Genomic DNA, 25112 nt, shown 5'->3' on the forward strand with positions numbered 1-25112 from the left:
CATGGAGACCCGGCTGCACGAACGCTTCGCGAACGATCCGGCCGCGCGCATTGCGGAGGATGCGCTGCGCGCCTGCGTGCACTGCGGCTTCTGCAACGCGACCTGCCCGACCTACCAGGAGCTGGGCGACGAGGTCGACGGCCCGCGCGGGCGCATCTACCAGATCAAGGAAATCCTCGAATCCGGCGAGGCCAACCCCACCGCGCGCACCCACCTGGACCGCTGCCTGACCTGCCTCAACTGCATGACCACCTGCCCCTCGGGCGTGGACTACAACCACCTGGTCGCCTATGGCCGGGAGGTGATCGAGCAGGACCTCGATCGCAACTGGCGCGAGCGGACCCTGCGCGGCCTGCTGGCCCGCACCCTGCCCGCGCGCTGGCCGTTCCGCCTGGCCCTGGGGCTGGGGCGCATGGTGCGCCCCGTCCTGCCCGCGACCCTGCGCCGCCGGGTACCCGCGCGGCAGGAAGCCCACGAAGCGACACAACCGATCCCTTCGCCAATCCTGGAAGGCTTTCCCCACGGGCGTGTCCTGCTGCTAAGCGGTTGCGTCCATGATGCAATCGACGCGCGCACCAACGCCGCACTGAAGAACCTCCTGGGGCGCCTCGGCGTCGAGGTCGTGGAAGCCGGCGAGGCTCGGTGCTGCGGGGCCGTCGAGCACCACCTGGCTTTCGAGGAACGCGCCCGGCAACGGGTGCGCGCCAACCTCGACGCCTGGCAACCCGCGCTCGACCAGGGCGTGGACGCGGTGGTCAGCACCGCCAGCGGCTGCGGCGTGATGCTGCGCGACTACGGCCACCTGCTGGCTGGCGATTCGGACTACGCGGAACGCGCACGCGGCGTCTCCGAGCGCGTACGCGACCCGGTGGAATTGTTCAGCCCGGACGCTATCCAGAAGCTGGGCATTCGCGCCCCGCAGGGCCACGACCCGATCGCCTGGCACGCCCCCTGCACCCTGCAGCATGGCCAGCGCCTGGCCGGGCGCGTAGAACCGCTTCTGCAGGCGGCAGGCTTCGAACTGGCACCCACAGCCGAGCCTCACCTATGCTGCGGCTCGGCAGGGACCTACTCGATCACCCAGCCAGCGATGGCCGCCCGTCTGCGTACCCGCAAGCTGGACAATCTGGAGGCCGCCGCACCCGCGCGTATCATAACGGCCAACGTCGGTTGCCAGACGCATCTCCAGTCCGGGACCGAGACGCCGGTCGAGCACTGGCTGACGCTGCTCGAGCGCCATTGTCCGGCAACTCCCGCCGGTGCGTAGGGGCGCTTGCCCACACCCGTACGGCACACTAGATTCCCCCTTTTCCAATCCGGTAGACGCATCCATGCAGGCAAAATCCTTTCTCCCCCCGCAGCGCACCCTGATGGGCCCCGGCCCCTCCGACGTGAACCCGCGCGTGCTGAGCGCGATGAGCCGCCCGATCATCGGCCATCTGGACCCGGTGTTCGTCGGCATGATGGAGGAGATGAAAGGTCTGCTGCAGTACGCATTCCAGACCGAAAATGCCCTGACCCTGCCGGTCTCCGCGCCCGGATCCGCCGGCATGGAGACCTGCTTCGCCAACCTGGTGGAACCGGGCGACAAGGCGATCGTCTGCATCAACGGCGTGTTCGGCACGCGCATGAAAGAGAACGTCGAGCGCTGCGGCGGCACCGCGGTGGTGGTCGAGGATGACTGGGGTGCCCCGGTCTCCCCGGGCAAGGTCGAAGACGCGCTGAAGGGCAACCCGGACGCGAAGATCCTGGCCTTCGTGCATGCCGAGACCTCCACCGGCGCCTGCTCGGATGTCGAGACCCTGTGCCGTCTGGCGCGCGAGCACGACTGCCTGACCATCGTGGACGCGGTCACCAGCCTGGGCGGCAGCCCGCTGAAGGTCGACGACTGGGGCGTGGACGCCATCTATTCCGGCAGCCAGAAGTGCCTGTCCTGCACCCCGGGCCTTTCGCCGGTCAGCTTCAGCCAGCGCGCGGTCGAGCGCATCCAGGCGCGCAGCCACAAGGTGCAGAGCTGGTTCCTCGACCTGAACCTGGTGATGGGCTACTGGGGTGGCGGCGGCAAGCGCGCCTACCATCACACCGCGCCAATCAACGCCCTGTACGCCCTGCACGAGTCGCTGGTGATCCTGGCCGAAGAGGGCCTGGAGAACAGCTGGAACCGTCACGCCCGCCACCACGCCGCCCTGCGCGCGGGCCTCGAGGCGATGGGCCTGACCTTCCTGGTCGACGAGGCCCACCGACTGCCGCAACTCAACGCCGTGCATGTCCCCGCAGGCGTGGACGAGGCCGCCGTGCGTGCGGAACTGCTGGAGCGCTACAACCTCGAGATCGGCGCCGGGCTCGGCCCCTATGCCGGCAAGGTCTGGCGCATCGGCCTGATGGGTCATGGCGCCAACGAACGCAACGTCTCGCTGTGCCTGTCCGCGCTGGAGGCCGTGCTGGCCGACATGGGCGCGGTCAAGCCGGGACAGGCCCTCGCTGCTGCCCGCGCCCGCTACAAGCAATCGTAGCGCCGAACGGCCTGACTCGATGACGAATCCGAGCCGATAACGAAACCTGCGGGAGACACAACATGACGCTTTCCGAACTGCTGCAGTACCTGGACGAGAACATGGACGGGGTCTTCCTGGACGGCGACCCCGCCGCCACGCTGGACAAGGCACGCGAAGGCTCGCACCGCAACCCGATCGCCGCCGAGGTGCTGGTGGCGTTGATGGACGGTGCCGGCGCCGACCGCCCGGACACCACCCTGGAGCGCGCCGAGGCGGTCAAGGCCATCGGCCCAGTAAGGCTGAAATACATGGCCGACGATGCCCCGGTCGAGGGCTTCCGCCTGGTGGAGAAGACCATCGTCACCATCGACGCCGCCTACAACGACGAGGCCCTCTCCTCGCGCGGCTGACCCCCTCGCCCACCGCGCCACACCCCGAGGACCGCGCAGTGGCTATCCGGGGTGCTGGCGACAGCCTACTCACAAGGGGCGGGGTCAACTCAAACCAGACCGGCCAGTGCCAGCACCGCTCCGGCCATGCTGGCCCCGATTAGCGCCCCCATTGCGACATCGCTGGGATAGTGCAGCGCCAGCACCAGGCGCGAGGCGGCAACCAGGGCGGCGAACGGCACCACCAGCCAGGCCCAGACGGGGAACCATGCTACCAGCACGACCGTGAATCCCACCGCATGCATGGTGTGGCCGGAGGGGAAGCTGAACTCGTCCAGTGGATCCACCGTGCGGGTGAACGGACGGCCGCGGTTGCACGGTCGCGGTCGGCTCGTACGGCGCTTCAGCCACTTGTACAGCGGTAATGACGCCAGCCCCACCACGGCCATCTGCAGGCTGACCCAGGCGGCCTCGGGACCGTGGAGCAGCGGTAGCAGGAGCATCAGCCCGTACCAGACGACCCCGTCTCCCAGCCGGCTGATCAGTCCGAAGAAGCGGCTGACCGCCCACTGACGATTGACCTGATTGCACAGCTGGCAGATCGCCAGCTCCGCCTCATCCATGCGCCGAGGCATGCGCATCACGGGCCTCCGTCTGCACCAGTTGCACCAGGACCGACTCGAAGCCGCCGATCACCTCGGACCAGTCCAGCGTGGACGCATGTTCCCGCGCTCGCGCGCCGAGCAGCGGCCACTGCTCGGGATGGTCGGCGAGCTCGCGTGCCGCGCGCACGAAGGCCTGCTCGTCGACCCGGCGGGCGCCGGTCAGCGAAACGCGGACACCCGAGACGCCATCGACCAGGTGCTCGTGGGCGGCGGCCGTATCGAACGCGAGCACCGGCAGACCGCTGGCCATGGCCTCGATCACCACGTTGCCGAAGGTCTCGGAGGTCGACGGGAACAGGAACAGGTCTGCGCTGGCGTAGTGCTGCGCCAGGGCCTGCCCGGTCTGCTGCCCGGCGAAAATGACATCCGGATGCGCACGCGCCAGGCGCTCCCGCTGGGGGCCGTCCCCCACCAGCACAAGCCGCGCATCGGGACGGGCTGCCTGGATGGCGCGGAAGGCGGCGATCACCAGATCCAGGTTTTTCTCCGCGGCCAGGCGTCCGACATGGATCACGACGGGCACCGGGCCACTCGCACCCCACTGCCCCCGCAGCGTCCGGGAACGGCGCGCGGGAGTGAAACGCCGGGTATCCACCCCTCGCGCCAGCACCCCCACCCGCAGGAACCCCTGTTCCCGAAGCTCCTCGGCCAGCGCGCGGGTGGGTACCAGGGTGGCGCCGCAACGGTTGTGAAACCGCCGCAACAGACGCCGCACCGGGAGGGTCAGCAGTCCCAGCCCGTAGTGGCGGGCATAGCCATCGAAGCGCGTGTGAAAACCCGAGGCCACCGGGATGCCGAGCTGCCTGGCCACCGCCAGCGCGGCATGCCCGAGGGGTCCTTCGGTGGCGATGTACGCGACATCCGGGGGTGAGTGCCGCCACAGGCGGCGCAACCGGCGCGTGGAGGGCAAACCCATCCGCAGCCCCCGGTAGCCGGGGATCGCGATACCGGGGAGCGTGACATCCTCGGGGCTCATTGCATGCCGGGGCCCCGCGACGGGCCGATCCAGCACCTGCCGCGGGCGAATCACCTGTACTCGGTGGCCGCGTTGCCGCAGCCCCTCGGTCAGCCGCTCGAGGGTATGCGCCACACCATTGACCTCGGGTGGCCAGGTCTCGGTCACGAGGGCCACGTTCACACGGCCCGCGCTCAAACGCTCCGAATTCGGGCCACGCGATGCAAGAACTAACGGGGCGGGCATCGTCGCGGCCTCCATGGTCAGCGCGCCTTTCGTCGCTTCGTAGTGGGCGGGTTCAGGGGCTCGGCGGGCAGCCCCAGGCGCTCGACGATCGCGTCCCGCGAGGCCTCTGCCAGCGAACGGCGATCCTCTTCAGCGGTTTGCAGCGGCGCAAGGAAATGCACCTGCACGCGGGTCTCGCGGCGGCACAGCAGGTGCCAGGCATTCACGAGGAGGCGGTCGTCGTCGGTATAGGCGACCGGGACCGGACCGCCCTCGGGGCGCTCGTAGTCCAGCGCCACCGGCTGCACCGGATGGCCGTTCTCGGCCACCGCGGCAAACAGGCGCGGGTGGAAGCGGCGTACACCCTGCCCGCGGCTGGTCGTCCCTTCCGGAAACACGACGAAGTGCCGCCCCTCGTCGAGGCCCTCGCGCATGGCCTCGATGTGGGCGTTCGCCTCGCCGGCGCCGCGGCGGATGAAGCGCGTGTCGTGCTGGCGCGCCAGCCAGCCGATCACCGGCCAGCGGGCGATCTCGTCCTTGGACAGAAAACACGGATCCACGGCCGCGCCAATCAGCGGGATGTCCAGCCACGAGACATGGTTGGCAACCACCAGCGAGGCCTGCTCGGGCGGAGTGCCGGTCAGGCGAAAACGCACCCCCGCCAGCCACAGCGCACGGTCGTACCAGTCGCGGCGGGTGCGGCTGCGCGTCTCGAAGGCATCGCCCCGGCGCGACATGCGCCAGGTCAGCCAGACGCCCTTCAGCAGGTGCAGGAGAATGCGCATCAGCCTACCCGATGCCCGCAGGCTTCCCGTCATGTGTCGCTCCTCGGCTAGTGGGCGCGGACGCGCCCAGGAAGTGCCGATGGTAGCGATCCGGAAGGTCCCTGACATCCAGCAGGACCAGCAGATCGGCGACATTGAAGTCGGGATCGTGACAGGCCTCGCCGCAGATACGGGCACCCAGGCGCAGGTAGGCCTTGAGCAGCGATGGCAAGCCGGCGCGCGAGGGTGTGCCGTGCCAGATACTGAGGGAGTTGGGCAGCGGCCGGCGCGGTGTGACGCGCAGACGCGACGGGCCGCGATGAAACAGGCGCAGCCAGGCAAGCTGGGCCGGGGTCCGTTCGGTCAGCGAAAGGCTGGCGCAGCCCATCAGGTACTGATACTGCCGCGCGGTCATAAAGCGGGCGAGACCGGACCAAAGGGCATTGATCGCCGCACCCTGACGCTGATCCGCGCGCACACAGGTGCGCCCGATCTCCAGCGTCTTGCCGGGCAGGTTCATCAACGGGCCCAGCTCGAACTCGGCCAGTGAGTAAAACCCACCGGCAACGGCCGCGCTCTCCTCGGTCAGGATGCGCGTGCAGGCGACCAGCTCCCCGGTGCGGGGCTCGCGTACCAGGAGGTGATGGCAGTGGGGATCCAGATAATCGGCATCCAGCTCGCCTTCGGCGTCGGAAATCCGCGCGCCCATCTCCTCCGCGAACACGGAGTAGCGCAGGCGCTGAGCGGCCTCCAGGTCGCCCGGTCCGGCGGCCAGATGGACGCGAAAGCCCGTCTCGGCGTGAGCCGCCTTCGCGGGCGGGATGATCTGCGGTGCGGACATGGGCGCCACCTCCGGTTGAACTGTCCCGGAGGCTACGCCCGCGATTTGACGACCTCGTGTAACCCGCGTGACGTTCCCGTGAACACGCCACGGGTGCCAGCGGGGAGGGTTTTCTACGGCAGCTGACCGGTATAGGCCCCGGATTCCACCGGCAGGTCCTCGGCCTCCCATCCCTTGATACCGCCGGCCACGTTCACGACCTGGCCAAAGCCCATTTCACGCAGGCGCTGCACGGACATCGCGGCACGTCCGCCCGTGGCACACATCACGGCCACCGGTTTGTCGCGGGCGTTGACCAGCGCTTCGATGCGATGCGGCGTGTTCGGGTCCGCCGCGCCTTCCAGCAGGCCGCGCGGAATCAGCAGCGAGTTCGGCACATGGATCTTTTCGTATTCGTACGGTTCGCGCACGTCCACCAGCAGCCAGTCCTCGCCAGCCTCCATCTTCTCGGAGAGTGCCTCGGGGGAGATCTCCTCGACGTGCTGGCGCGCCTCGGCGACGAAATCCATCAACTTCTTCTCGCTCATTCGAACATTCCTTTTTGCAATGAATCGGACGCCCCCCGCAGGAGGCTGCTTGCAGGCGAACGTTCCTGCCTATGTCCGACTCTGGCAGGGGCTTCGCCTGCAAGCAGGCTCCTACAAACGGGGCTGACTCATTCTATCGTGGGTGCGTGGCCGGGTGATTCAACCCGCGGCGAGCACACCTTCCAGGGCAGCGGGGTCGGTCACGGGCACTTCGCAGTGCAGGCCGCGGCAGAGATAGGCGCGCACACCCGTCTCCGGGGCGGCCTTCTCCGCCAGCGCGGGAGGCAGATCGTCCGCCTGCGCCGGAATCGCGAAGACCCACATCGGAGCATCATGCGCGCGCAGCCGTTGCTGCCACGGAGCAAGTTCGTCAGCCGCTCCGCGCAGCACGACCAGCGGCGGCGGCTGCTGGTGCATGTCCAGTGCGACCAGCAGGCTCATGTGGCCCAACGGGGCCTGTTCGATCATCGGCCCGGCGTTGGCCAGCGTGCGCTCGGCGGCCTCCAGATAGCGCGGCTCGGCGAGCAGGTAGCCCAGTTTCTGCAGGGCCTGCGCGGCAATGCCATTACCGGCGGCCATCGCATCGTCGGCGTAGACCTTGGGCCGCTGGATCAGCGCCTCGTGATCGCGCGCGGTATAGAAGAAGCCACCGTGTTCGGTATCCTCGAAGTCGGCCAGCAGGGCCTCTGCCAGGGTCGTGGCCCAGCCCAGCAGGTCGCCATCCCACTCGACCTCCAGTAGTGCCAGCGTGGCCTCCAGCAACAGGGCGTGGTCGTCCAGATAGGCGCGCGGCAGTTCGCTGGTGGCGCCCTCGCGGAAGCTGGCAAACAGCCGGCCGTCGTGCCAGAGCCGTTCACGCACCGCGCGCATCGCCGCGCGCGCGAGTCCCAGCCAATCGTGCCGTTCGAGCGCACGCGCCGCGCGGGCGAGCCCGTTGATCATCAGCGCGTTCCAGGCCCCCAGGATCTTGTCGTCGCGATGCGGCCGCACGCGCTGCTCGCGGGCGGCCAGCAGGCGCTCGCGGGCACGTCCCAGGCGCGTTTCCGCCTCGGACTCGTCGATACCCAGGGCATCGGCCACGGTCGCGATCGGGGCCACCTCGTGCAGGTGCCAGCGACCCTCGAAATTGGCCGGGCCGTTCAGCCCCCAGACCCGGCTGGCGACCACCCACTCGTCCTCCGGCAGCAGGCCCTCGACCATCTCCGGATCCCAGACGTAGAAGCGGCCCTCCTCGCCCTCGGAATCGGCATCGAGGCTGGAGTAGAAGGCGCCGGAGGGGTCGCGCATCTCGCGCTCCAGCCAGGCGACCGTCTGTTCGGCCACACGCCGGGCACGGTCGTCGCCGGCGGCCGCGCGCTCGGCATACAGGCCCAGCAGCGGCCCGTTGTCGTAGAGCATCTTCTCGAAGTGCGGGATCATCCAGCGCGCATCCACCGAGTAGCGGCAGAAGCCGCCGCCCACCTGGTCGAAGATCCCGCCTGCGGCCATCGCCGCGAGCGTCCGCTCGAGCATGCGCTCGGCCTCGGCATCATTGTGGCGCGCCGCGTGCCAGGCCAGCCATTCCAGGCTCGCCGGGTGCGGGAACTTGGGTGCATCGCCAAAGCCACCGAACTGATCGTCGAAGGTCTGGGCCAGCTCGGCCCGCGCCTTGTCCAGCACCCCGATCGCCGGGATCGCCCCGCCTGCCGGTCGATAAATGCGCGCCAATGCCTGCTGCAGCGACTCGTTCTGGCGCTGGATCTCGTCCGGGTGCTCGGCGAGAAAATCGGCCACGCGATTCATCAGGTCGACGAACGACGGCAGCCCGTGACGCGGGGTGCTCGGAAAGTACGTGCCGGCAAAGAACGGCACCTGGTCGGGTGTCAGGAACACCGTCAGCGGCCAGCCACCCGGGCGCTGCGACAGCAGCATGTGGGCATTCTGGTAGATGCGGTCGAGGTCGGGACGTTCCTCGCGGTCCACCTTGATATTGATGAAGCGACGGTTCATCACCTCGGCGGTGGCCGGGTCCTCGAACGATTCATGCGCCATCACATGGCACCAGTGGCAGGCCGAGTAGCCGATCGACAGCAAGATCGGCTTGTCCTCGCGGCGGGCGCGTTCCAGCGCGTCCTCGCCCCACGGATACCAGTCCACGGGGTTGTCGGCATGCTGTAGCAGATACGGGCTGCTGGCTCCGGCCAGTCGATTCATCGCACGACCTCCCTGGAAATCGGATTCGCCCCGGCGGGTACAGGTGCACGCCAGGGCCAGGCCGGGTAGCATGTGCAGCCGATTTTCCATCCGCAAGCGACCATGCCCACGCACCCGTTTATCGATCCGGTCGCCCTGTCGCTGGGGCCACTAACCCTGTACTGGTACGGGCTGATGTACCTGATCGGCTTCGTGGCCTTCTGGGCGCTGGGGGCCTGGCGTGCGCGCGCACAGGGCTGGGCGCCCCTGCAACCAGTACAGGTGGGCGACCTCCTGTTCTGGGGCGCGATCGGCGTGATCATCGGCGGACGTCTGGGCTATGCCCTGTTCTACAACCTGGATGCCACACTCGCCGACCCGGTCAGCCTGTTCCGCGTCTGGGAGGGTGGCATGGCCTTCCACGGCGGTCTGGTCGGGGTGCTTGTAACCTCCTGGCTCTATGCACGCCGGCTCGGCGTGGGCTTCTTCCGCCTGACGGACTTTGTCGCCCCGCTGGTACCGATTGGCCTGGGCGCGGGGCGTATCGGGAACTGGATCAACGGGGAGCTGTGGGGCAAGCCCACCGACCTGCCCTGGGCGATGATCTTCCCGGCTGCGGACTACGTGCCGCGCCACCCGTCACAGCTTTACCAGGCGTTCCTCGAGGGGCTGGTGCTGTTCGTGGTGCTATGGATCGTCTCGCGTCACCCGCGCCGTACGGGGCTGGTTTCCGGGCTGTTCCTGACGCTCTACGGCAGCTTCCGCTTCCTGGTCGAGTTCGTGCGTGTGCCGGATGCGCATATCGGCTATCTGGCCTTCGACTGGCTGACGCTCGGCCAGGTACTGAGCCTGCCGGTCATCCTGTTCGGGATCGGCCTGATCGTCTGGTCGCGCAAGAACGCCGTGCCGGAATCCCGCCCGGCTACCGAGAACCCCTGACATGCAGCAATACCTTGATCTCGTCCGCCACATCCGCGCGCACGGCATCGACCGTCCGGACCGTACTGGCACGGGCACGCGTTCGGTGTTCGGTTACCAGATGCGCTTCGACCTGGCCGCGGGCTTTCCGCTGGTCACCACCAAACGCACGCACCTGCGCTCGGTGATCCACGAACTGCTGTGGTTCATCCGCGGCGAAACGAACATCGGCTATCTCAAGGAGCACAAGGTTCGCATCTGGGACGAGTGGGCGACCGAGGGCGGGGACCTCGGCCCGATCTACGGGGCGCAGTGGCGCAACTGGGCCGGGCACGACCAGCTGGCCGAACTGGTGAGCAACCTGAAGAACCGTCCCTACTCCCGGCGCCACATCATCAGCGCCTGGAACGTGGCCGATCTGCCGGACGAGTCCATCTCGCCGCAGGAGAACGCGAACGCCGGGCGCATGGCGCTGGCGCCCTGCCACACCCTGTTCCAGTTCTACGTCGCCGACGGCCGCCTGTCCTGCCAGCTCTACCAGCGCAGCGCCGATGTCTTCCTCGGCGTGCCGTTCAACATCGCCAGCTATGCCCTGTTCACGCACATGCTGGCGCAGGTGGCCGACCTGGAACCGGGCGACTTCGTGCACACCTTCGGCGATGCCCACCTGTATCACAATCACGAACAGCAGGTGGACGAACTGCTGGGCCGCGAGCCCCTGCCACTGCCCACCCTGCACCTGAATCCCGAGGTCACGGACCTGTTCGCCTTCACCTTCGACGACATCGAGGTGCGTGACTACCAGTCGCACCCGCCAATCAAGGCGCCGGTGGCGATCTGATGGCGACTCCCGAGATTCACCTGATCGTCGCGCTGGACCCGAACCATGTGATCGGGCGCGACAACGACCTGCCCTGGCACCTGCCGAAGGACCTGCAGCACTTCAAGCGTGTCACCGACGGGCACCCGATGATCATGGGTCGGCGCACGTTCGAGTCCATTGGCCGCCCCCTGCCGAAACGCCGCAACCTGGTGCTCACGCGCCAGGCGGACTGGCGGGCGGATGGAGTGGAGGTCTATCCGGATCTCGATAGCGCCCTCGCCTCCATCCCGCAGGGCCCGGCCTTCGTGATCGGCGGTGCCGGGCTGTTCGCCGAGGCCCTGCCCCGAGCCTCGGTGCTGCACCTGACCCGCGTGCACGAACCCCATGCCGGGGACACCTGGTTCCCGGCCATCAACCCCGATGACTGGGACTGCGTCTGGTCCGAACGCCACGAACCCGACGACCGCCACGCCTGCGCCTTTACCTTCGAACGCCTGGAGCGCCGCTAAACCGAAGCGCCCGGTGCGCCCGGAAAGCACCAGCGGGTTGCGCAGACGGGCCTGACCGTGCGTACACTTCCCGTCATGGCACAACTGACCTTTCAGGGGGCGACCGGCGAAGTCACCGGGTCGCGTTATCTCCTCGAGACCGACGACGCCCGCATCCTTCTGGAATGCGGCCTGCATCAGGGCAACAGCGAGGCGGACGAGGCGAATCGCGCCTCGCTGACCGAGCTGGCGGAAACGATCAATGCGGTGATCCTGTCGCACGGGCATCTGGATCACTCGGGGCTATTGCCCAAGCTCGTGCGCGACGGCTACCGCGGGCCGATCTACTGCACACCGGGCACGGAGGAGCTGCTCGAGATCATGCTCGAGGACGCCGCGTTCGTGATGAGCAAGGACATCGAGTGGGAGAACAAGTGGCGCCGCCGCGCGGACAAGCCCCTGCTGGAGCCAATCTACGACATCGATGATGTCGCAACCACGCTGGGACTTTGCCGGGCCATCCCCTACGGCGACACCCACACCATCGCGGGCGATGTCCGACTGACCTTTCGCGATGCCGGGCATATCCTCGGTTCAGCCATCGTGGACCTGATCGTGCCATCCGGCGGGCGCGACCGGCACCTGGTCTTCTCCGGAGACCTCGGCAATGCCGACGCGGTCCTGATGCACGCTCCGACCCGCCCGGAACACGCGGACCACGTGCTGCTGGAGAGCACCTATGGCAACCGCGACCACCGCCCGATGGACGAGACGGTCGAGGAATTTGCTCAAGTGCTGGCCGAGGCCGACAAGAGCGGCGGCAACGTGCTGATCCCGGCCTTCGCCGTGGGGCGCACGCAGGAGATCCTCTACCACCTGAGCATGCTGCATCACGCCGGCCGCCTGCCGCAGCAGAAGGTCTTCCTCGACAGCCCGATGGCCATCAAGGTCACCGAGCTCTACGCCCGCCTGCGCCGGACGCTGGACCCGGAGGACATGGACCGGCTGCACCAGGCCGCGAACGGCGACCCGAACGGCTATCTGCCCGGGCTTCAGGTCTGCCGCACGGTGGAGGAATCCATGGCGATCAACCGCATCACCGGTGGCGCGATCATCATCGCCGGCTCCGGCATGTGCAACGGCGGACGCATCCGTCACCACATGAAATACAACCTGTGGCGACGCGAGGCGCACCTGGTGATCGTCGGCTTCCAGGCGGCGGGTACGTTGGGACGGCGGCTGGTGGACGGCGCCGAGAAGGTCAAGCTGCTGGGCGAAGACGTTGCAGTGAACGCGAAGGTCCACACCCTGGGCGGCTTTTCCGCCCACGCCGGGCGCAGCCAGCTGCTCGACTGGGCACGCGGTTTTCAGCACCAGCCGGTGTTCCATCTGGTCCACGGCGAGCCAGAAGCGCGCGAGGCCCTGGCCGCCGGCCTGCGCGACGAGCTAGGGGCCGAGGCGCATGTACCCGCCTTCGGCGAGACCATCACCCTGTAGCGCCGCGCTCCCACAACACCGATGCCGGAGGCCGAAGCCGTCAGCACCTATGCCCTGATCGCCGGCTTCCTCGGCGGTCTCGGGCTGTTCCTGCTCGGGATGACCCTGCTGACCGACGGCCTGAAGACGGCTGGCGGCAAAGCATTGCAACACATCCTTGGGCAGTGGACCCGCACCCGGCCACACGCCCTCGCCTCGGGCATGGGTGTGACCGCCCTCGTGCAGTCTTCCAGTGCGGTCACGGTCGCCACCATCGGCTTCGCCAATGCCGGCCTGCTGACGCTGGGCCAGTCGGTCTGGGTGATCTTCGGGTCCAACGTCGGCACCACCATGACCGGCTGGCTGGTCGCCCTGATCGGCTTCAACATCCGCATCGAGGCCTTTGCCCTGCCGGCGATCGGCATCGGCGCCCTGCTCTACCTGTTCATGAAGGCCGCACGCCCACGCTACCTGGGTCTGGCCCTGGCCGGCTTCGGCCTGCTGTTCTTCGGGATCGATGTACTGCGCGAGACCTTCGAGGGTCTGAGCGCGACCTTCGACCTCTCCGCCCTCGCCCGACCGGGCTTCGCCGGACTGTTGATCATGGTCGGCATCGGCGCGTTGCTGACCGTGCTGATGCAGAGCTCGTCGGCATCCATGGCAATGGCCCTGACCGCCGCGATGAGCGGGGCCGTGCCGCTGGAGGCCGCGGCCGCCGCAGTTATCGGGGCGAACCTCGGGACCACGGTCAAGGCACTCCTGGTCGTGATCGGCGCGACCCCGAACGCCAAGCGCGTCGCGGCGGCCCACGTGATCTTCAACGGCCTGACCGCGATCGTCGCATTGCTGATCCTGCCCTGGTTCCTGGCCGCGATCGCCTGGATCTGGGGCAGCACCGGGGAGGCCCCGGCCCCGGCGGTACTGCTGGCGCTGTTCCATACCGCGTTCAACCTGCTGGGTGTGGCGCTGATGGTGCCTGTCGCCCCGCCGATGATCCGCTTCCTGCAGATGCGTTTTCGCACGGAAGAGGAGGACATCGCCCGGCCACGTTTCCTTGACCGGCACAGCGCCGGCGTACCGGACCTGGCACTGCAGTCGCTGCTGCAGGAGACGGACCGGCTGGCGGATATCAGCCACTCTATGGCGCGCGAGGCCCTGCGGGCCGATCCGCCAGCCGAGGGCAGCCTGGACACCCGCCGGGCCGCCGTCGAGCAGCTGACGGCGGCGATCAGCGATTTCGCCACCCGCACCGCCAACCACCCCATGCCGCAGGCGGTAGGACACGGGATCGCCGAGGTCGTCCGCATCGCCCGCTATCATCGCGAGATAGCCGTATTGGCCGAGCAGATCACCGACCTGCGCAGGCACTCCACCGGCGAGGAACGCCCAGCCGTCAGCGACCAGCGCCGCGCGTGGCAGGAGCAGGTCATCCGCGCCCTCGACCTGGCCAACCTCGAGCCCGAAAATGGCGAGAACATCGCGGCCGCCGAGGCCGTCCAATCGGTTGAAGTCGCCTATGCCGACCTAAAGGCCGCACTGCTGCGCGAGGGGACCTTCGGCTCGCTGAGCATGGCCGAGATGGAGCGGCAGCTGCGGATCATCAGCATGGCGCGTCGCCTGGTGACGCAGGCCGACAAGGCTCGACGCCACACCGAGAACCTGGAAAACCATCCTCGTGACATCGATTCGACACTGGATTCGGAAGCCGCATGATCGAGCGCCACGTGTTACAGGAAGCCATCGACAACCGTCGCGCCGAGGCCCTGACCTTTGACGAGCTGGAATACGCCCGGCTACTGGAGCCGGTGAACCACTACCCGCGCGGTTCCGTGGTGCTGCCGGATGGCTCGGTGGTGCCCGGATACCCGTCGATCGGGCGTATCCAGTCGCTGGAGGCCGGACTGCCAAGGCAGTTCGAGCAGCCGTTCTGGGCGGAGGAGAAGATCGACGGCTTCAACGTACGTATCCTGCGCTGGCAGGGACGCGTCTATGCGTTCAGCCGCGGCGGTTACGTCTGCGCGTTCAGTACTGACCGGGTCGTGGACTTCATGGACCCGGTCATTTTCAATGCCGAACCCAATCTGATTCTGTGCGCGGAGATCGCCGGGCCGGATACGCCGTACCTGGAAGGGTCCACGCCCCGGGTCGCCCATGACGTGGGCTTGTTCGTATTCGATCTAATGCGCCTGGGACAGCCCGGCTTCGTGTCCCAGCCAGAGAAGTTCGCGCTGATCGAGCGCCACGCCCTGCCCCCGGCGCCCCTGCACGGGTGGTTCACCCCGCGCGACACCCGCGCCCTCGGCGAGCTGATCCGGCGACTGGACGAGGAAGGCGCCGAGGGACTGGTGCTGAAGACCGCGGACGGGCAGCACCGGGCCAAGTATGTGACCGGGAGCTCCTGCGTCTCCGATATCCGGGTCTGCGCGGAACAGCTACTGGACCTGCCACCGGAGTATTTCACCAACCGCCTGACACGGCTCGCGATCTTCCTGTCCGAGCACCCGGATCGACACCATGCCGACCTCGATCAGGCCCTGGGCCAGGCGCTGCTGTCAGGGCTCCATGGCGCGGTCGCACAACACCGCCGGCAGGGGCATGTCGGCCATCGCTATCGCTGCCGCTTTCGCGAGCATGCCAGCGCACTGCGTTTCATGAACCACATGCGCGCCACCGGTGGGCGCCACGTCAGCTTTGCACAGGACGCGCCGCGCCAGGAAGATGGCTACTGGCTGCTGGAGTTCGAGCGCCAGTTCGACCGCATCACGGGCACACTGGCCTCCGCCCTGGCCGGCGACCGCCAGTACGACTGACCCGGGTCCGGGGTCAGGCGCCGGGGCGCTCCGCCTCCGCGAGATTCTCCATCACCCGGCGCAGGTAGTCGGCCGTGACCAGCTTGATCCCCATGCGATTGCCCAGCTTGCGCATGCCCTCGTCGGCACTGGCCAGCTCGGCATCGAGTTCCATCGCCAGCAGGACGGCATCGACATCCTCGCGCGAATCCACCAGGCCCTTGCGCATGGCCTCGCGAAAGCGTTCGCGCAGCTGGGTGATCAGTTCCGGCTTGAGCGATTCGGCTGCACCGGCCTGGCGCGTGTGCTCCTCGGCGATGCGCAACCCCCGGTCAATGCGCGTACGCACCTCGTCGATGAACTCGTAGAGGATGTCGCTGGGCAGCGTCAGGGCGAAGCGGCGCGGGGAACGCACCCAGACCACGGTCTCGAAATCCGCGGCCAGGGCCTCGAGATCGCGCATGCCACGAAACTCCTCGTACACCGACAACGGCATGTAGAACTCGGCCGGGCAGTCCCGCGCCAGGTGCAGGAAGGTCCGCAGGATGTCCTCCGGGTCCGCGCCAAACTGGCCCGCCACATGCGGGTTGGTGAACACGCTGGTATCCAGCACGAAGCGGCGCATCACGACCTCCTGTCGGGTTCGTTCTCCATCATCGGCGGCGGCCGGAAACCCGTCAACCAGGCCCACCGTACAATCGGCGCTGGGGGCACCCTGTGGCATAATCGCGCCTGACCTCCCAGCCATACAGGGACGACCCTTGGCCACCCGCGCGGAAGTGGAAAAATTCCTCGAGCGCCTGCGCTCGGATCTGGAACGCCAGCAGATCGACATCCCGACCCTGCCGGATATCTCCGTGCAGGCGCTGTTCATCGTGCAGGACGACACCAGCTCCATCGCCGATCTGGTCAACCTGATCTCTCGCGATACGGCGCTCGCCACGCGGCTGGTGCGTCATGCCAACAGCCCTGCCTATCGGGGACTGAGCCGCTGCGCGACCATCCGGTCCGCAGTGACCCGCCTGGGGATGGAGCGGGCGCGCCAGACCATCATCGCCCTGTCGATGAAAGAGGTGTTTCAAAGCGGCAACGACGCGATCCGGCAGCGCATGGAGGCGTTGTGGAACCACAGCCTGGAGGTGGCGATCATCAGCTATCTGCTGGCCCACCGGCATCCCCACCTGGACCCGGATACCGCCCTGCTTGCCGGCCTGGTGCACGACATCGGCATGATCCCGATCCTGCGCCGCGCGGAGAAGACACCGGCGATCTACGAGGACCCGCGCGCCCTGCAGGCAGCGGCGGACGCCGCGCACGTGGCGATCGGCCGCGCAATGCTGAAGAACTGGAACTTCGAGCCGGAGATCATCCGCGCGGTCGCCGACCACGAGAATCTCCAGCGCGAACCGGAGCCCGAGTCCCCGATCAGCTACAGCGACGTCGTACAGGCCGCGAACATCGAAAGCCATGTCGGCACCCCCCACCGCCTGGCCCACATCGATCGCGAAGGGGTCGCTGCACTGCGCCGCCTGGCGCCGCGTTCGTCCAACCGGGATCTGGACTGGGAAGGCGACGCGATCGGCCTGGAACACGTCAACCAGATCATCGAGTAAGACGAGGACACCGACACCCGCTGCGGAACGCCCGCCCCCGGGCGTGGTCTTCCCTACATAGCCACTTAGGGAAGTTCCGCTGATGACCCTCCAACTGGTGTACGTCAGCCGCGCGGCCTTCGCGCCTCATGCCCATGCCGCCCAGGGTATCGAGCCCGAGGTCGGGCGGATCCTGCTGCAGTCGCGCCAGAACAACCCCCGGGCCCGCATCGTGGGCGCCCTCTATTACGGCGACGGCCACTTTTTCCAGTGCCTGGAGGGTGAACCCGAAGCGGTGTACGCGACCCTGGAGCGCATCCGCCGCGACCCGCGCCACGAAGAGATCACCGTACTGCGCGAGCGCGAACTGGAGCGCCCCGGCTTCGGAGAGTGGTCGATGAAGTATGTACCCGCGGCCGGCGAGGTGCGCGCCCTACTGCAGCAATTCGGGCAGCGTCGGTTCGATCCCTTCGGCTTCGACGACCAGCAGATCGAGGCGATGCTGGATCTCTTGCGCAGCGGACGCGACAGCGAGCTGGAGGCGGCACCCGCGACCAGCGGAAGCACGCCTTCAACGAGCCACGCCCCGCCGGGCGATTGGCGCCGCCAGTTGGCCCTGGCGGGCTGGGTCGCGGCCGCCGTAACCGCAGGCATCGCCGGCACGGCAGGCTATCTGTTCCTGGCCGGGGCCTGAAGGAGGCCCGGTCCCTCGCGCCGCGGCGCCTACTCCCACTCGATCGTGGCCGGGGGCTTGCCGGAGATGTCGTAGGTCACGCGCGAGATGCCGGGGATCTCGTTGATGATCCGGCGCGAGACGTGATCGAGGAAGTCGTACGGCAGGTGCGCCCAGCGCGCGGTCATGAAATCGATCGTCTCCACCGCGCGCAGCGCGACGACGTAGTCATAGCGCCGGCCGTCGCCCATCACCCCCACCGACTTCACCGGCAGGAAGACCGCAAACGCCTGCGAGGTCTTGTCGTACAGATCGGCCTTGCGCAGTTCCTCGATGAAGATCGCATCGGCGCGGCGCAGCAGCTCGGCGTATTCCTTCTTCACCTCGCCGAGGATGCGCACGCCCAGGCCCGGCCCCGGGAACGGGTGGCGGTAGACCATCTCGGTGGGCAGACCCAGCTCGACGCCGATCTTGCGCACCTCGTCCTTGAACAGCTCGCGCAGCGGCTCCACCAGCCCCAGCTTCATGTTCTCGGGCAGCCCGCCCACGTTGTGGTGCGACTTGATCACATGGGCCTTGCCGGTCTTGGAGTCGGCCGACTCGATCACGTCCGGGTAGATCGTGCCCTGGGCCAGCCACTGCACGTTGTCGAGCTTTGCGGCCTCCTCGTCGAACACGTCGATGAACAGCCCGCCGATCACCTTGCGCTTGACCTCCGGGTCCTCGACCCCTGCCAGCGCGCGCATGAAGCGATCCTCGGCGTCCACCCGGATCACGTTCACGCCCATGTGACGGGCGAAGGTCGCCATCACCTGATCGCCCTCGCCCAGGCGCAGCAGGCCGGTGTCCACGAATACGCAGGTCAACTGGTCCCCGATCGCCTTGTGCAGCAGCGCACCGACCACCGAGGAGTCCACGCCGCCGGACAGGCCCAGCACCACGTGGTCGTCGCCCACCTGCTCGCGCACGCGGGCGGCCATGTCATCGATGATGTTGTCGGCGGTCCACAGGGCCTCGCAGCCGCAGATGTCGTGCAGAAAGCGCTCGATGATGCGCTGACCCTGGGTGGTGTGGGTCACCTCGGGATGGAACTGTACGCCGTAGAAGCCGCGCTCCGGGTCGGCCATGCCGGCGATCGGTGCGGAGTCGGTGGAAGCCATCAGGCGAAAGCCCTGCGGCAGCTCGGTCACGTGGTCGCCGTGCGACATCCACACGTCCAGCAGCCCGTAACCCTCCGGCGTGGTGTGATCCTCGATGTCGCGCAGCAGCGGCGTATGGCCGCGGGCGCGCACCTGGGCGTAGCCGAACTCGCGGCGCTCGGAGGGCTCGACCCGGCCGCCTAGCTGGGCGGCCATGGTCTGCATGCCATAACAGATACCCAGCACCGGAACGCCCAACTCGAACACCGCTTCTTCGGCTCGTGGCGGGTGATCAATGTTCACCGACTCCGGCCCGCCCGAGAGGATAATGCCGGTGGGATTGAACGCTCGGATGTCCGCCGCCGACATGTCCCAGGCATGCACCTCGGAGTAGACCCGGGCCTCGCGCACACGGCGGGCGATCAGCTGGGTGTACTGGGAACCGAAGTCCAGCACCAGAATGCGGTGGGCGTGAAGATCCTGGGTCATGAGGTCATCCGCTGGACCGGCCGGACGGCCGGTGGGGTATCGGGACCGGGCCGGGACGGCCCGGTCAGTCCATTCGGTAGTTCGGAGCTTCCTTGGTGATCGCCACGTCGTGCACGTGACTCTCGCGCATACCGGCGGCCGTCACACGAACGAAGTGCGGCTTGCTGCGCATCTCCTCGATGTTGTGGGCGCCGACATAGCCCATGGACGAGCGCAATCCGCCCATCAGCTGGTAGATGATCGCGACGATCGAGCCCTTGTACGGCACGCGGCCCTCGATGCCCTCGGGCACGAACTTGTCGGCCGAGCTGTTCGGATCCTGGAAATAGCGGTCCGAGGAGCCCTGCTGCATCGCGCCCAGCGAACCCATGCCGCGATAAATCTTGTAGGAGCGGCCCTGATAGAGCTCGACCTCGCCCGGGGCCTCCTCGGTCCCGGCGAACATCGACCCCAGCATCACGCAGTTGGCGCCAGCGGCGATGGCCTTGGCCAGATCGCCGGAGAAGCGCACGCCGCCATCGGCGATCATCGGCACGCCGGTGCCCTTCAGTGCCTCGGCCACATCCGAGATCGCGGTGATCTGCGGCACACCCACGCCGGCCACGATGCGGGTGGTGCAGATCGAGCCGGGGCCGATCCCGACCTTCACGCCGTCGGCCCCGGCTGCGACCAGGTCCTTCGCGGCGGCGGCGGTGGCGATGTTGCCGCCGATTACCTGCACCTCCGGATAGTGCTTCTTCACCCAGGCGACGCGATCCAGCACGCCCTGCGAGTGACCGTGCGCGGTATCCACCACCAGCACGTCCACCCCGGCCTCGACCAGCGCGGCCACGCGCTCGTCGGTACCGGCACCCACGCCAACCGCCGCGCCCACGCGCAGGCGACCGCGATCGTCCTTGCAGGCATTCGGGTGTTCGGTGGACTTCTGAATGTCCTTGACGGTGATCATCCCGCGCAGCTGGAAGTCGTCGTTGACCACCAGCACCTTCTCGATGCGGTGCTTGTGCAGCAGTTCCAGTACGTGACCGCGATCCGCGCCCTCGGGCACGGTGACCAGGCGCTCACGGGGGGTCATGATCTCGGTGACCGGGGCCTCCATACGGGTCTCGAAGCGCAGGTCGCGGGAGGTCACGATGCCGACCAGGTCATTGCCATCCACCACCGGCACGCCGGAGATATGATTGGCCTGGGTCAGCTCCACGACCTCGCCGATCGTCGCGCTCGGGCCGATGGTGATCGGCTCGCTGATCACCCCGCTCTCGTACTTCTTGACCTGCTGGACCTCGGCGGCCTGGGCCTCGATCGACATGTTCTTGTGCACGATCCCGAGCCCGCCTTCCTGCGCCATGGCAATCGCCAGGCGCGCCTCGGTCACCGTATCCATCGCGGCGGAGACGACCGGCGCGCTCAACTGGATCTCGCGGGTGATGTTCGTGGTCAAATCGACATCGCGGGGGACGACATTCGAATGCCCCGGGATCAGCAGCACGTCATCGAAGGTCAGGGCTTCATCGAGTATCCGCATGCATCGCTCCAGGACTGTCCAGCGGGGGGAAGAACCGAATTCTTTCCCAGAAAGATAAATAGCCGGTCAGTATAAATTTTCCGGCTAGCTCCCGACAAGCAGACCGGGCAAACGCCGTGCATGTCGCCCGGCAGACGCAACGTCGGCACCCTGCTACGATGACCGTCCTCGTTTCAAGCCACCGAGCCCGTTCATGCCCGAGCGCATGCCCCGCCTGAGCCGCCGCCGACTGCTTGCCCTGATGCTCGCGCCCGGGCTGATCGCGATCGCCGCGGCACCGACGGCCCGCGCCAGCTGGTGGCCCTTCAACCCCGACGTACTGCGCGCGCTGACCCGCCGCCCGGATGCCTCCGATCTCACGACGGCCGAGATCATCGAAGCGGTACACGAGGCGCTGATCATCGCGAGCCACTCGGCCACCGAGACCCTGTCCCAGCGCAACGGCTTCTTCGGCAACCCGGACGTACGCATCCCGCTCCCGGAGGTGCTCGCGACCGCCCGCCGCTCGCTGGATCGCATCGGCATGGCAACGCCGCTGACCCAGCTCGAGGAGGGGATGAACCGGGCCGCCGAGGCCGCCATACCGGAAGCCCGCGAGCCGTTGGTACGGGCCGTGTTCGCGCTGAATCTGGACAACGCCCGCGAGATCCTCGCCGGCGACGACGACGCCGCCACACGGCATCTCGAATACCACGCACGCGCCGATATCACCGAGACGATGCGCCCGGCCATCCAGCAGAGCCTGGAGCAGGTGGAGGCCCTGGACACCTACGGTGAGCTGAAGGAGCGCATGCGCGACATCCCCTTCCTCGCGCGCGTGCGCTTCGACCCGGTCGAGCACGTCCTGGAGCATGCGGTGGAAGGCCTGTTCTTCATGCTGGCCGAGGAAGAGGCCCGTCTGCGCGCCAACCCGCAGGGACGCGGCACCGATGTCCTGCACCGCGTGTTCCGGCGCCAGTAGCCCCTCGCCCCCCATACCCTTAAACCCACGTCCGCGAATCCCGAGCCATGAGCGACGCCCCCGTACTGACCGTCACCGAACTCAACCAGTGTGCCGACGGCCTGCTGCGCGACCGCCTGGGCCGGGTACGCGTGGAGGGCGAGGTCTCCAACCTGCGCCAGTACGCCTCCGGCCACCAGTACTTCTCGCTGAAAGACGCGAACAGCTCGGTGAGCTGCGTGCTCTTTCGCGGGAATGCCCGCAACGCTGCCCGCTTCTCCGATGGCGACGCAGTGCAGATCCAGGGCCGCGCCGGGATCTACGCGGCACGCGGCCAGTTCCAGATCATCGTCGAGCAGCTGCAGCCGGCCGGCGAGGGCCAGCTTCTGGCGGCCTTCCAGCGCCTCAAGGAAAAGCTCGCCGCCGAGGGCCTGTTCGACCCCGAGCGGAAGAAGCCCCTCCCCCCCTGGACCCACCGCCTCGGCGTGATCACCTCCACCCAGGGCGATGTGCGGCACGATATCGAACGCACCCTGGCGCGGCGTTTCCCGCTACTGCTGCCCTTCACCCTCTACCCCACCGCGGTACAGGGCGCGCAGGCCGCCAGCCAGATCGCCGCGGCCCTGGAGCAGGCCGCCCGCGAGGGCACCGTGGACGTGATCATCCTGGCGCGCGGCGGCGGGTCGCTGGAGGATCTGCAGGCGTTCAACGAGGAGAGCGTGGCCCGCGCCATCGCCGCCTCGCCGATTCCGGTCGTGACGGGGGTCGGGCACGAGACCGATACCACCATTGCGGACTTCGTCGCCGACCTGCGCGCCTCCACACCCACCGCGGCGGCCGAGGCGGTCAGCCCGGATGGCGCCACCCTGCGCCACCGGATCGAGCGGGCGCGCGACCGGATGACCACACTTGCGGCCCAGCGCGTTGCCCAGCACCGGCAGACGCTGAACGCCCTGTGGACCCGACTCGAGCGGCGCCACCCGCGCCAGCTGATGGAACGCAACGCACAGCGCCTGGACGACCAGCACGAGCGCCTGCAACGCGCCTGGCAGCGCCGCCACGAGCAGGCCGGCCAGCGCCTGCAGCATCTGCGCCTGCGCCTGGCCGGGGCCTCACCCGGCAATCGCATCGCCTCTGCGCGAATGCGCCTCGACCATCTGCACCAGCGTCTCGCGCGTGCCGCCCCGGCACACGACATCCGCGCGCACCGCGAGCGCCTGGCACGCCTGCACCGGGATCTCGAATACCAGATGCGCCAGGCCCTGACGATCCGCCAGCAGCGGCTGGAGGCGACGCGGCGCCAACTGAACGCCCTCGGCCCCCAGGCGGTCCTGGAGCGCGGCTATGCGATCCTGCAAACGGAAGAAGGACAGGTCCTGCGCGACGCCGCAAGAACCGAGATTGGCGCGCCGCTGAAGGCCCGCCTGGCGCGCGGCGCACTGGAACTGAAGGTGACGGCGACGAAATCGCCCGAGGGAGACTGAAAAAGCGCTTCAGCCCGCCTGTTCGAGCGCGACCTGCAGGCGCGCACGTACACGCTCGCGTCCCAGATACTCGAAGATACGCGGCAGCTCGGGCCCATGCGTCTGGCCGGACAGCGCTGCGCGCAACGGCATGAACAGCTTGCGCCCCTTCGCACCCGTCGCTGCGCCGACGGCCTTTGCCAGAGCCGGGAAATCCTCGGCCTCGTCCAGGGCCTCCAGGGCGGCGCGGTAGAAATCGGCACCCGCCTGCTGCAGCTCGGCGGCGGCCGCCTCGCTCACCGGGGGCGGGTCGGTGGCGAAGGCCTCCACCCAGATACGGGCGTCCTCGGCGCGGGTGATGTTGTCGCGCAACAGCCCCGCCAGTGCCGGGCGCTGGTCCTCTGACAGCTGCCCGAACACATCGAAGTCATCGAGATAGGCCAGCAGATCGGCATCGGACAGCTGGCGCAGGGCCTCGGTCTGCCAGTGTTCCAACTGCTGCGCATCGTGGCGCGCAGCGCTGTGACCAATGCGCTCCGGGCTGAACCCGGCCGCGAGTTCCTGCGCACTCAGTAACTCGTCCGACTCGTAGCGATGCCCGAGGCGTGCCAGGTGATTAAGGATCGCGAGCGGCAGGTAACCCGTAGTGCGCAACTCCTCGACACTGGCCGACCCATTGCGCTTGGACAACGGCGCACCGTCGTGCCCCATCACCAGCGGCAGGTGATGGTAGGCCGGCGCCGCCAGCCCCAGCGCCTCCAGCAACAGCATCTGGCGTGGGGTGTTGGCGATATGGTCCTCGCCGCGCACCACATCGGTCACGCCCATCAGGGCGTCGTCGATCGCATTGGAGAAGAAGAAGGCGGGCGTGCCGTCGGAGCGGCGGATCACGAAATCGCCGATCTCGTCGGTCCGAAAGCTCACCGGCCCGCGTACCCCGTCCTCGAAACGGACCGTCCGACCCAGCGGCACACGAAAGCGCAGGGTCGGCTTCTGCCCCTCGGCCGCGCGCCGCTCGGCCTCCTCCGCGCTCAGGTGGGAGCAGGTCCCCGGATAGCGCGGCGGCTTGCCCTGGGCGCGCATGCGCTTGCGTCCCCGCTCCAGCTCGGCGGGCGAGCAGAAGCAGGGGTAGGCCTGACCGGCATCAATCAACTGCTGGTAATAGCCATCGAAGATCCCGCCGCGCTCGGACTGGGCATACGGTCCGGCATCGCCACCGGCGTCAACGCCCTCGTCCCAGTCCAGCTTCAGCCAGCGCAGGTCGCGCATCAGCGCGACCACGAACTCCGGGCGCGAGCGCTCGGCGTCGGTATCCTCGATCCGCAGCAGAAAATGCCCGCCGCGCGAGCGGGCGAACAGCGCGCTGAACAACGCGGTGCGCACGTTGCCGAGGTGGAGAAGCCCGGTGGGACTGGGCGCGAAACGGGTCTTGGTCGGCGGTGTCGTCATCGCGCGCATGGTAGCGGAGCACCCCGCGGGCCACCAGCCGGGCCGGCCGTGGCCCTAGGGAGACGCTGATTGAATCGCACGTCCGCGTTGGCGCCCCCTGTTTTCCGAGACAAGGCGCCTCTGGCAGCGGGTAGTGGTTCTACCCGCCCGTTCTTGATGGATTCGGGGCGCAACGCAGGATCGGGGAACAGGGGGCACCAACCCCACAAGCCATCGAAATCAGGGGCTCGGCCGCCCGTTGTTATCAGAAACGGGCGTGGGAACGGCGTTGCGGCTCCTTTGTGCAGAATGACTGCACGACAGTCACCGCGCATT

23 protein-coding genes are annotated in these 25112 nt (G+C 68.0%); 13 read left to right on the forward strand and 10 right to left on the reverse strand.

The annotated features are described in order from the left end of the window. The first annotated feature begins 1 nt into the window (after position 1). From glcF to TK90_RS09510, 3 genes are all read left to right on the forward strand, one after another. Entirely contained in the window at positions 2-1267 is a 1266-nt protein-coding gene (glcF, locus tag TK90_RS09500; protein ID WP_012983260.1) for a glycolate oxidase subunit GlcF, read from the forward strand. 64 nt (positions 1268-1331) lie between these two features. Further along, positions 1332-2513: an alanine--glyoxylate aminotransferase family protein gene (locus TK90_RS09505; protein WP_012983261.1), complete on the forward strand. Its 1182-nt coding sequence runs from the start codon at positions 1332-1334 to the stop codon at positions 2511-2513. Between the two features lie 62 nt (positions 2514-2575). After that, the gene (locus TK90_RS09510) at positions 2576-2905 is read left to right on the forward strand and encodes a hypothetical protein (RefSeq protein WP_012983262.1); all 330 of its coding nucleotides are present in this window, start codon (positions 2576-2578) and stop codon (positions 2903-2905) included. Positions 2906-2994: 89 nt separating this feature from the next. Here TK90_RS09510 and TK90_RS09515 read toward each other — a convergent pair whose 3' ends face one another. From TK90_RS09515 to TK90_RS09540, 6 genes are all read right to left on the reverse strand, one after another. Beyond that, complete coding sequence (locus TK90_RS09515; protein ID WP_012983263.1) at positions 2995-3525, reverse strand: phosphatase PAP2 family protein; 531 nt, start codon at positions 3523-3525, stop codon at positions 2995-2997. Beyond that, positions 3500-4687 carry a glycosyltransferase family 1 protein gene (locus tag TK90_RS09520; protein ID WP_083767912.1) on the reverse strand — a complete coding sequence of 396 codons (1188 nt, stop codon included), beginning with the start codon at positions 4685-4687 and terminating at the stop codon, positions 3500-3502. Before TK90_RS09520 ends, TK90_RS09515 begins: the two co-directional genes overlap by 26 nt. An 80-nt stretch (positions 4688-4767) precedes the next feature. Beyond that, positions 4768-5514, reverse strand: coding sequence for a 1-acyl-sn-glycerol-3-phosphate acyltransferase (locus TK90_RS09525; protein ID WP_017925665.1), 747 nt, complete (start codon positions 5512-5514; stop codon positions 4768-4770). 4 nt (positions 5515-5518) lie between these two features. Next, on the reverse strand, positions 5519-6334 hold the full coding sequence (locus tag TK90_RS09530) for a GNAT family N-acetyltransferase (RefSeq protein ID WP_012983266.1): 816 nt from the start codon (positions 6332-6334) through the stop codon (positions 5519-5521). Positions 6335-6447: 113 nt separating this feature from the next. Next, positions 6448-6861 (reverse strand): rhodanese-like domain-containing protein, encoded by a 414-nt coding sequence (locus TK90_RS09535; protein ID WP_012983267.1) that lies wholly within the window; start codon positions 6859-6861, stop codon positions 6448-6450. Between the two features lie 159 nt (positions 6862-7020). Continuing rightward, positions 7021-9054, reverse strand: a complete 2034-nt coding sequence (locus TK90_RS09540) for a thioredoxin domain-containing protein (protein WP_012983268.1) — start codon at positions 9052-9054, stop codon at positions 7021-7023. Positions 9055-9126: 72 nt separating this feature from the next. On the opposite strand from TK90_RS09540, the gene lgt reads away from it, so the two are divergent. The 6 genes from lgt (at position 9127) to TK90_RS09570 (ending at position 15548) form a co-directional block, all read left to right on the forward strand. Further along, positions 9127-9972 (forward strand): prolipoprotein diacylglyceryl transferase, encoded by an 846-nt coding sequence (gene lgt / locus TK90_RS09545; protein ID WP_041444262.1) that lies wholly within the window; start codon positions 9127-9129, stop codon positions 9970-9972. Between the two features lies 1 nt (position 9973). Beyond that, positions 9974-10792 (forward strand): thymidylate synthase, encoded by an 819-nt coding sequence (locus TK90_RS09550; RefSeq protein ID WP_012983270.1) that lies wholly within the window; start codon positions 9974-9976, stop codon positions 10790-10792. Then, positions 10792-11283 carry a dihydrofolate reductase gene (locus TK90_RS09555; protein WP_012983271.1) on the forward strand — a complete coding sequence of 164 codons (492 nt, stop codon included), beginning with the start codon at positions 10792-10794 and terminating at the stop codon, positions 11281-11283. The genes TK90_RS09550 and TK90_RS09555 overlap by 1 nt, the downstream gene beginning before the upstream one ends. Before the next feature lie 75 nt (positions 11284-11358). Beyond that, positions 11359-12759: an MBL fold metallo-hydrolase RNA specificity domain-containing protein gene (locus tag TK90_RS09560; protein WP_012983272.1), complete on the forward strand. Its 1401-nt coding sequence runs from the start codon at positions 11359-11361 to the stop codon at positions 12757-12759. 21 nt (positions 12760-12780) lie between these two features. Further along, on the forward strand, positions 12781-14451 hold the full coding sequence (locus TK90_RS09565; protein WP_012983273.1) for a Na/Pi cotransporter family protein: 1671 nt from the start codon (positions 12781-12783) through the stop codon (positions 14449-14451). After that, positions 14448-15548 (forward strand): RNA ligase, encoded by a 1101-nt coding sequence (locus TK90_RS09570; protein ID WP_012983274.1) that lies wholly within the window; start codon positions 14448-14450, stop codon positions 15546-15548. The genes TK90_RS09565 and TK90_RS09570 overlap by 4 nt, the downstream gene beginning before the upstream one ends. A gap of 13 nt (positions 15549-15561) precedes the next feature. Here the strand turns inward: TK90_RS09570 and TK90_RS09575 are convergent, their stop codons facing one another. Then, positions 15562-16152 carry an RNA ligase partner protein gene (locus TK90_RS09575; protein WP_012983275.1) on the reverse strand — a complete coding sequence of 197 codons (591 nt, stop codon included), beginning with the start codon at positions 16150-16152 and terminating at the stop codon, positions 15562-15564. Between the two features lie 136 nt (positions 16153-16288). Between TK90_RS09575 and TK90_RS09580 the strand changes: the two genes are divergently transcribed. Both TK90_RS09580 and TK90_RS09585 read left to right on the forward strand, forming a co-directional pair. Continuing rightward, positions 16289-17140 (forward strand): HDOD domain-containing protein, encoded by an 852-nt coding sequence (locus TK90_RS09580; RefSeq protein ID WP_012983276.1) that lies wholly within the window; start codon positions 16289-16291, stop codon positions 17138-17140. An 82-nt stretch (positions 17141-17222) separates the two neighbouring features. Next, positions 17223-17813, forward strand: a complete 591-nt coding sequence (locus tag TK90_RS09585; RefSeq protein WP_012983277.1) for a BLUF domain-containing protein — start codon at positions 17223-17225, stop codon at positions 17811-17813. 29 nt (positions 17814-17842) lie between these two features. On the opposite strand, the gene guaA is transcribed toward TK90_RS09585, so the two are convergent. Continuing rightward, complete coding sequence (gene guaA, locus TK90_RS09590; protein ID WP_012983278.1) at positions 17843-19420, reverse strand: glutamine-hydrolyzing GMP synthase; 1578 nt, start codon at positions 19418-19420, stop codon at positions 17843-17845. 64 nt (positions 19421-19484) lie between these two features. Then, positions 19485-20945, reverse strand: coding sequence for an IMP dehydrogenase (gene guaB, locus TK90_RS09595; RefSeq protein WP_012983279.1), 1461 nt, complete (start codon positions 20943-20945; stop codon positions 19485-19487). 193 nt (positions 20946-21138) lie between these two features. Between guaB and TK90_RS09600 the strand changes: the two genes are divergently transcribed. Next, positions 21139-21906 (forward strand): DUF4197 domain-containing protein, encoded by a 768-nt coding sequence (locus TK90_RS09600; protein WP_012983280.1) that lies wholly within the window; start codon positions 21139-21141, stop codon positions 21904-21906. A 47-nt stretch (positions 21907-21953) separates the two neighbouring features. Next, the gene (xseA, locus tag TK90_RS09605; protein ID WP_012983281.1) at positions 21954-23369 is read left to right on the forward strand and encodes an exodeoxyribonuclease VII large subunit; all 1416 of its coding nucleotides are present in this window, start codon (positions 21954-21956) and stop codon (positions 23367-23369) included. Between the two features lie 9 nt (positions 23370-23378). On the opposite strand, the gene gltX is transcribed toward xseA, so the two are convergent. Further along, positions 23379-24806, reverse strand: a complete 1428-nt coding sequence (gene gltX, locus TK90_RS09610; protein ID WP_012983282.1) for a glutamate--tRNA ligase — start codon at positions 24804-24806, stop codon at positions 23379-23381. Between the last annotated feature and the right edge of the window lie 306 nt (positions 24807-25112).

The organism is Thioalkalivibrio sp. K90mix, assembly GCF_000025545.1.
Taxonomy (GTDB): Bacteria; Pseudomonadota; Gammaproteobacteria; order Ectothiorhodospirales; family Ectothiorhodospiraceae; genus Thioalkalivibrio.

What these genes read in the sequence shown, in the direction of transcription:
- glcF (WP_012983260.1), top strand. Translation starts at nt 2, where the DNA reads ATGGAGACCCGGCTGCACGAACGCTTCGCGAACGATCCGGCCGCGCGC.
- TK90_RS09505 (WP_012983261.1), top strand. Translation starts at nt 1,332, where the DNA reads ATGCAGGCAAAATCCTTTCTCCCCCCGCAGCGCACCCTGATGGGCCCC.
- TK90_RS09510 (WP_012983262.1), top strand. Translation starts at nt 2,576, where the DNA reads ATGACGCTTTCCGAACTGCTGCAGTACCTGGACGAGAACATGGACGGG.
- TK90_RS09515 (WP_012983263.1), bottom strand. Translation starts at nt 3,525, where the DNA reads ATGCGCATGCCTCGGCGCATGGATGAGGCGGAGCTGGCGATCTGCCAG.
- TK90_RS09525 (WP_017925665.1), bottom strand. Translation starts at nt 5,514, where the DNA reads ATGCGCATTCTCCTGCACCTGCTGAAGGGCGTCTGGCTGACCTGGCGC.
- TK90_RS09530 (WP_012983266.1), bottom strand. Translation starts at nt 6,334, where the DNA reads ATGTCCGCACCGCAGATCATCCCGCCCGCGAAGGCGGCTCACGCCGAG.
- TK90_RS09535 (WP_012983267.1), bottom strand. Translation starts at nt 6,861, where the DNA reads ATGAGCGAGAAGAAGTTGATGGATTTCGTCGCCGAGGCGCGCCAGCAC.
- TK90_RS09540 (WP_012983268.1), bottom strand. Translation starts at nt 9,054, where the DNA reads ATGAATCGACTGGCCGGAGCCAGCAGCCCGTATCTGCTACAGCATGCC.
- TK90_RS09550 (WP_012983270.1), top strand. Translation starts at nt 9,974, where the DNA reads ATGCAGCAATACCTTGATCTCGTCCGCCACATCCGCGCGCACGGCATC.
- TK90_RS09555 (WP_012983271.1), top strand. Translation starts at nt 10,792, where the DNA reads ATGGCGACTCCCGAGATTCACCTGATCGTCGCGCTGGACCCGAACCAT.
- TK90_RS09560 (WP_012983272.1), top strand. Translation starts at nt 11,359, where the DNA reads ATGGCACAACTGACCTTTCAGGGGGCGACCGGCGAAGTCACCGGGTCG.
- TK90_RS09565 (WP_012983273.1), top strand. Translation starts at nt 12,781, where the DNA reads ATGCCGGAGGCCGAAGCCGTCAGCACCTATGCCCTGATCGCCGGCTTC.
- TK90_RS09570 (WP_012983274.1), top strand. Translation starts at nt 14,448, where the DNA reads ATGATCGAGCGCCACGTGTTACAGGAAGCCATCGACAACCGTCGCGCC.
- TK90_RS09575 (WP_012983275.1), bottom strand. Translation starts at nt 16,152, where the DNA reads ATGCGCCGCTTCGTGCTGGATACCAGCGTGTTCACCAACCCGCATGTG.
- TK90_RS09585 (WP_012983277.1), top strand. Translation starts at nt 17,223, where the DNA reads ATGACCCTCCAACTGGTGTACGTCAGCCGCGCGGCCTTCGCGCCTCAT.
- guaA (WP_012983278.1), bottom strand. Translation starts at nt 19,420, where the DNA reads ATGACCCAGGATCTTCACGCCCACCGCATTCTGGTGCTGGACTTCGGT.
- guaB (WP_012983279.1), bottom strand. Translation starts at nt 20,945, where the DNA reads ATGCGGATACTCGATGAAGCCCTGACCTTCGATGACGTGCTGCTGATC.
- TK90_RS09600 (WP_012983280.1), top strand. Translation starts at nt 21,139, where the DNA reads ATGCCCGAGCGCATGCCCCGCCTGAGCCGCCGCCGACTGCTTGCCCTG.
- xseA (WP_012983281.1), top strand. Translation starts at nt 21,954, where the DNA reads ATGAGCGACGCCCCCGTACTGACCGTCACCGAACTCAACCAGTGTGCC.
- gltX (WP_012983282.1), bottom strand. Translation starts at nt 24,806, where the DNA reads ATGCGCGCGATGACGACACCGCCGACCAAGACCCGTTTCGCGCCCAGT.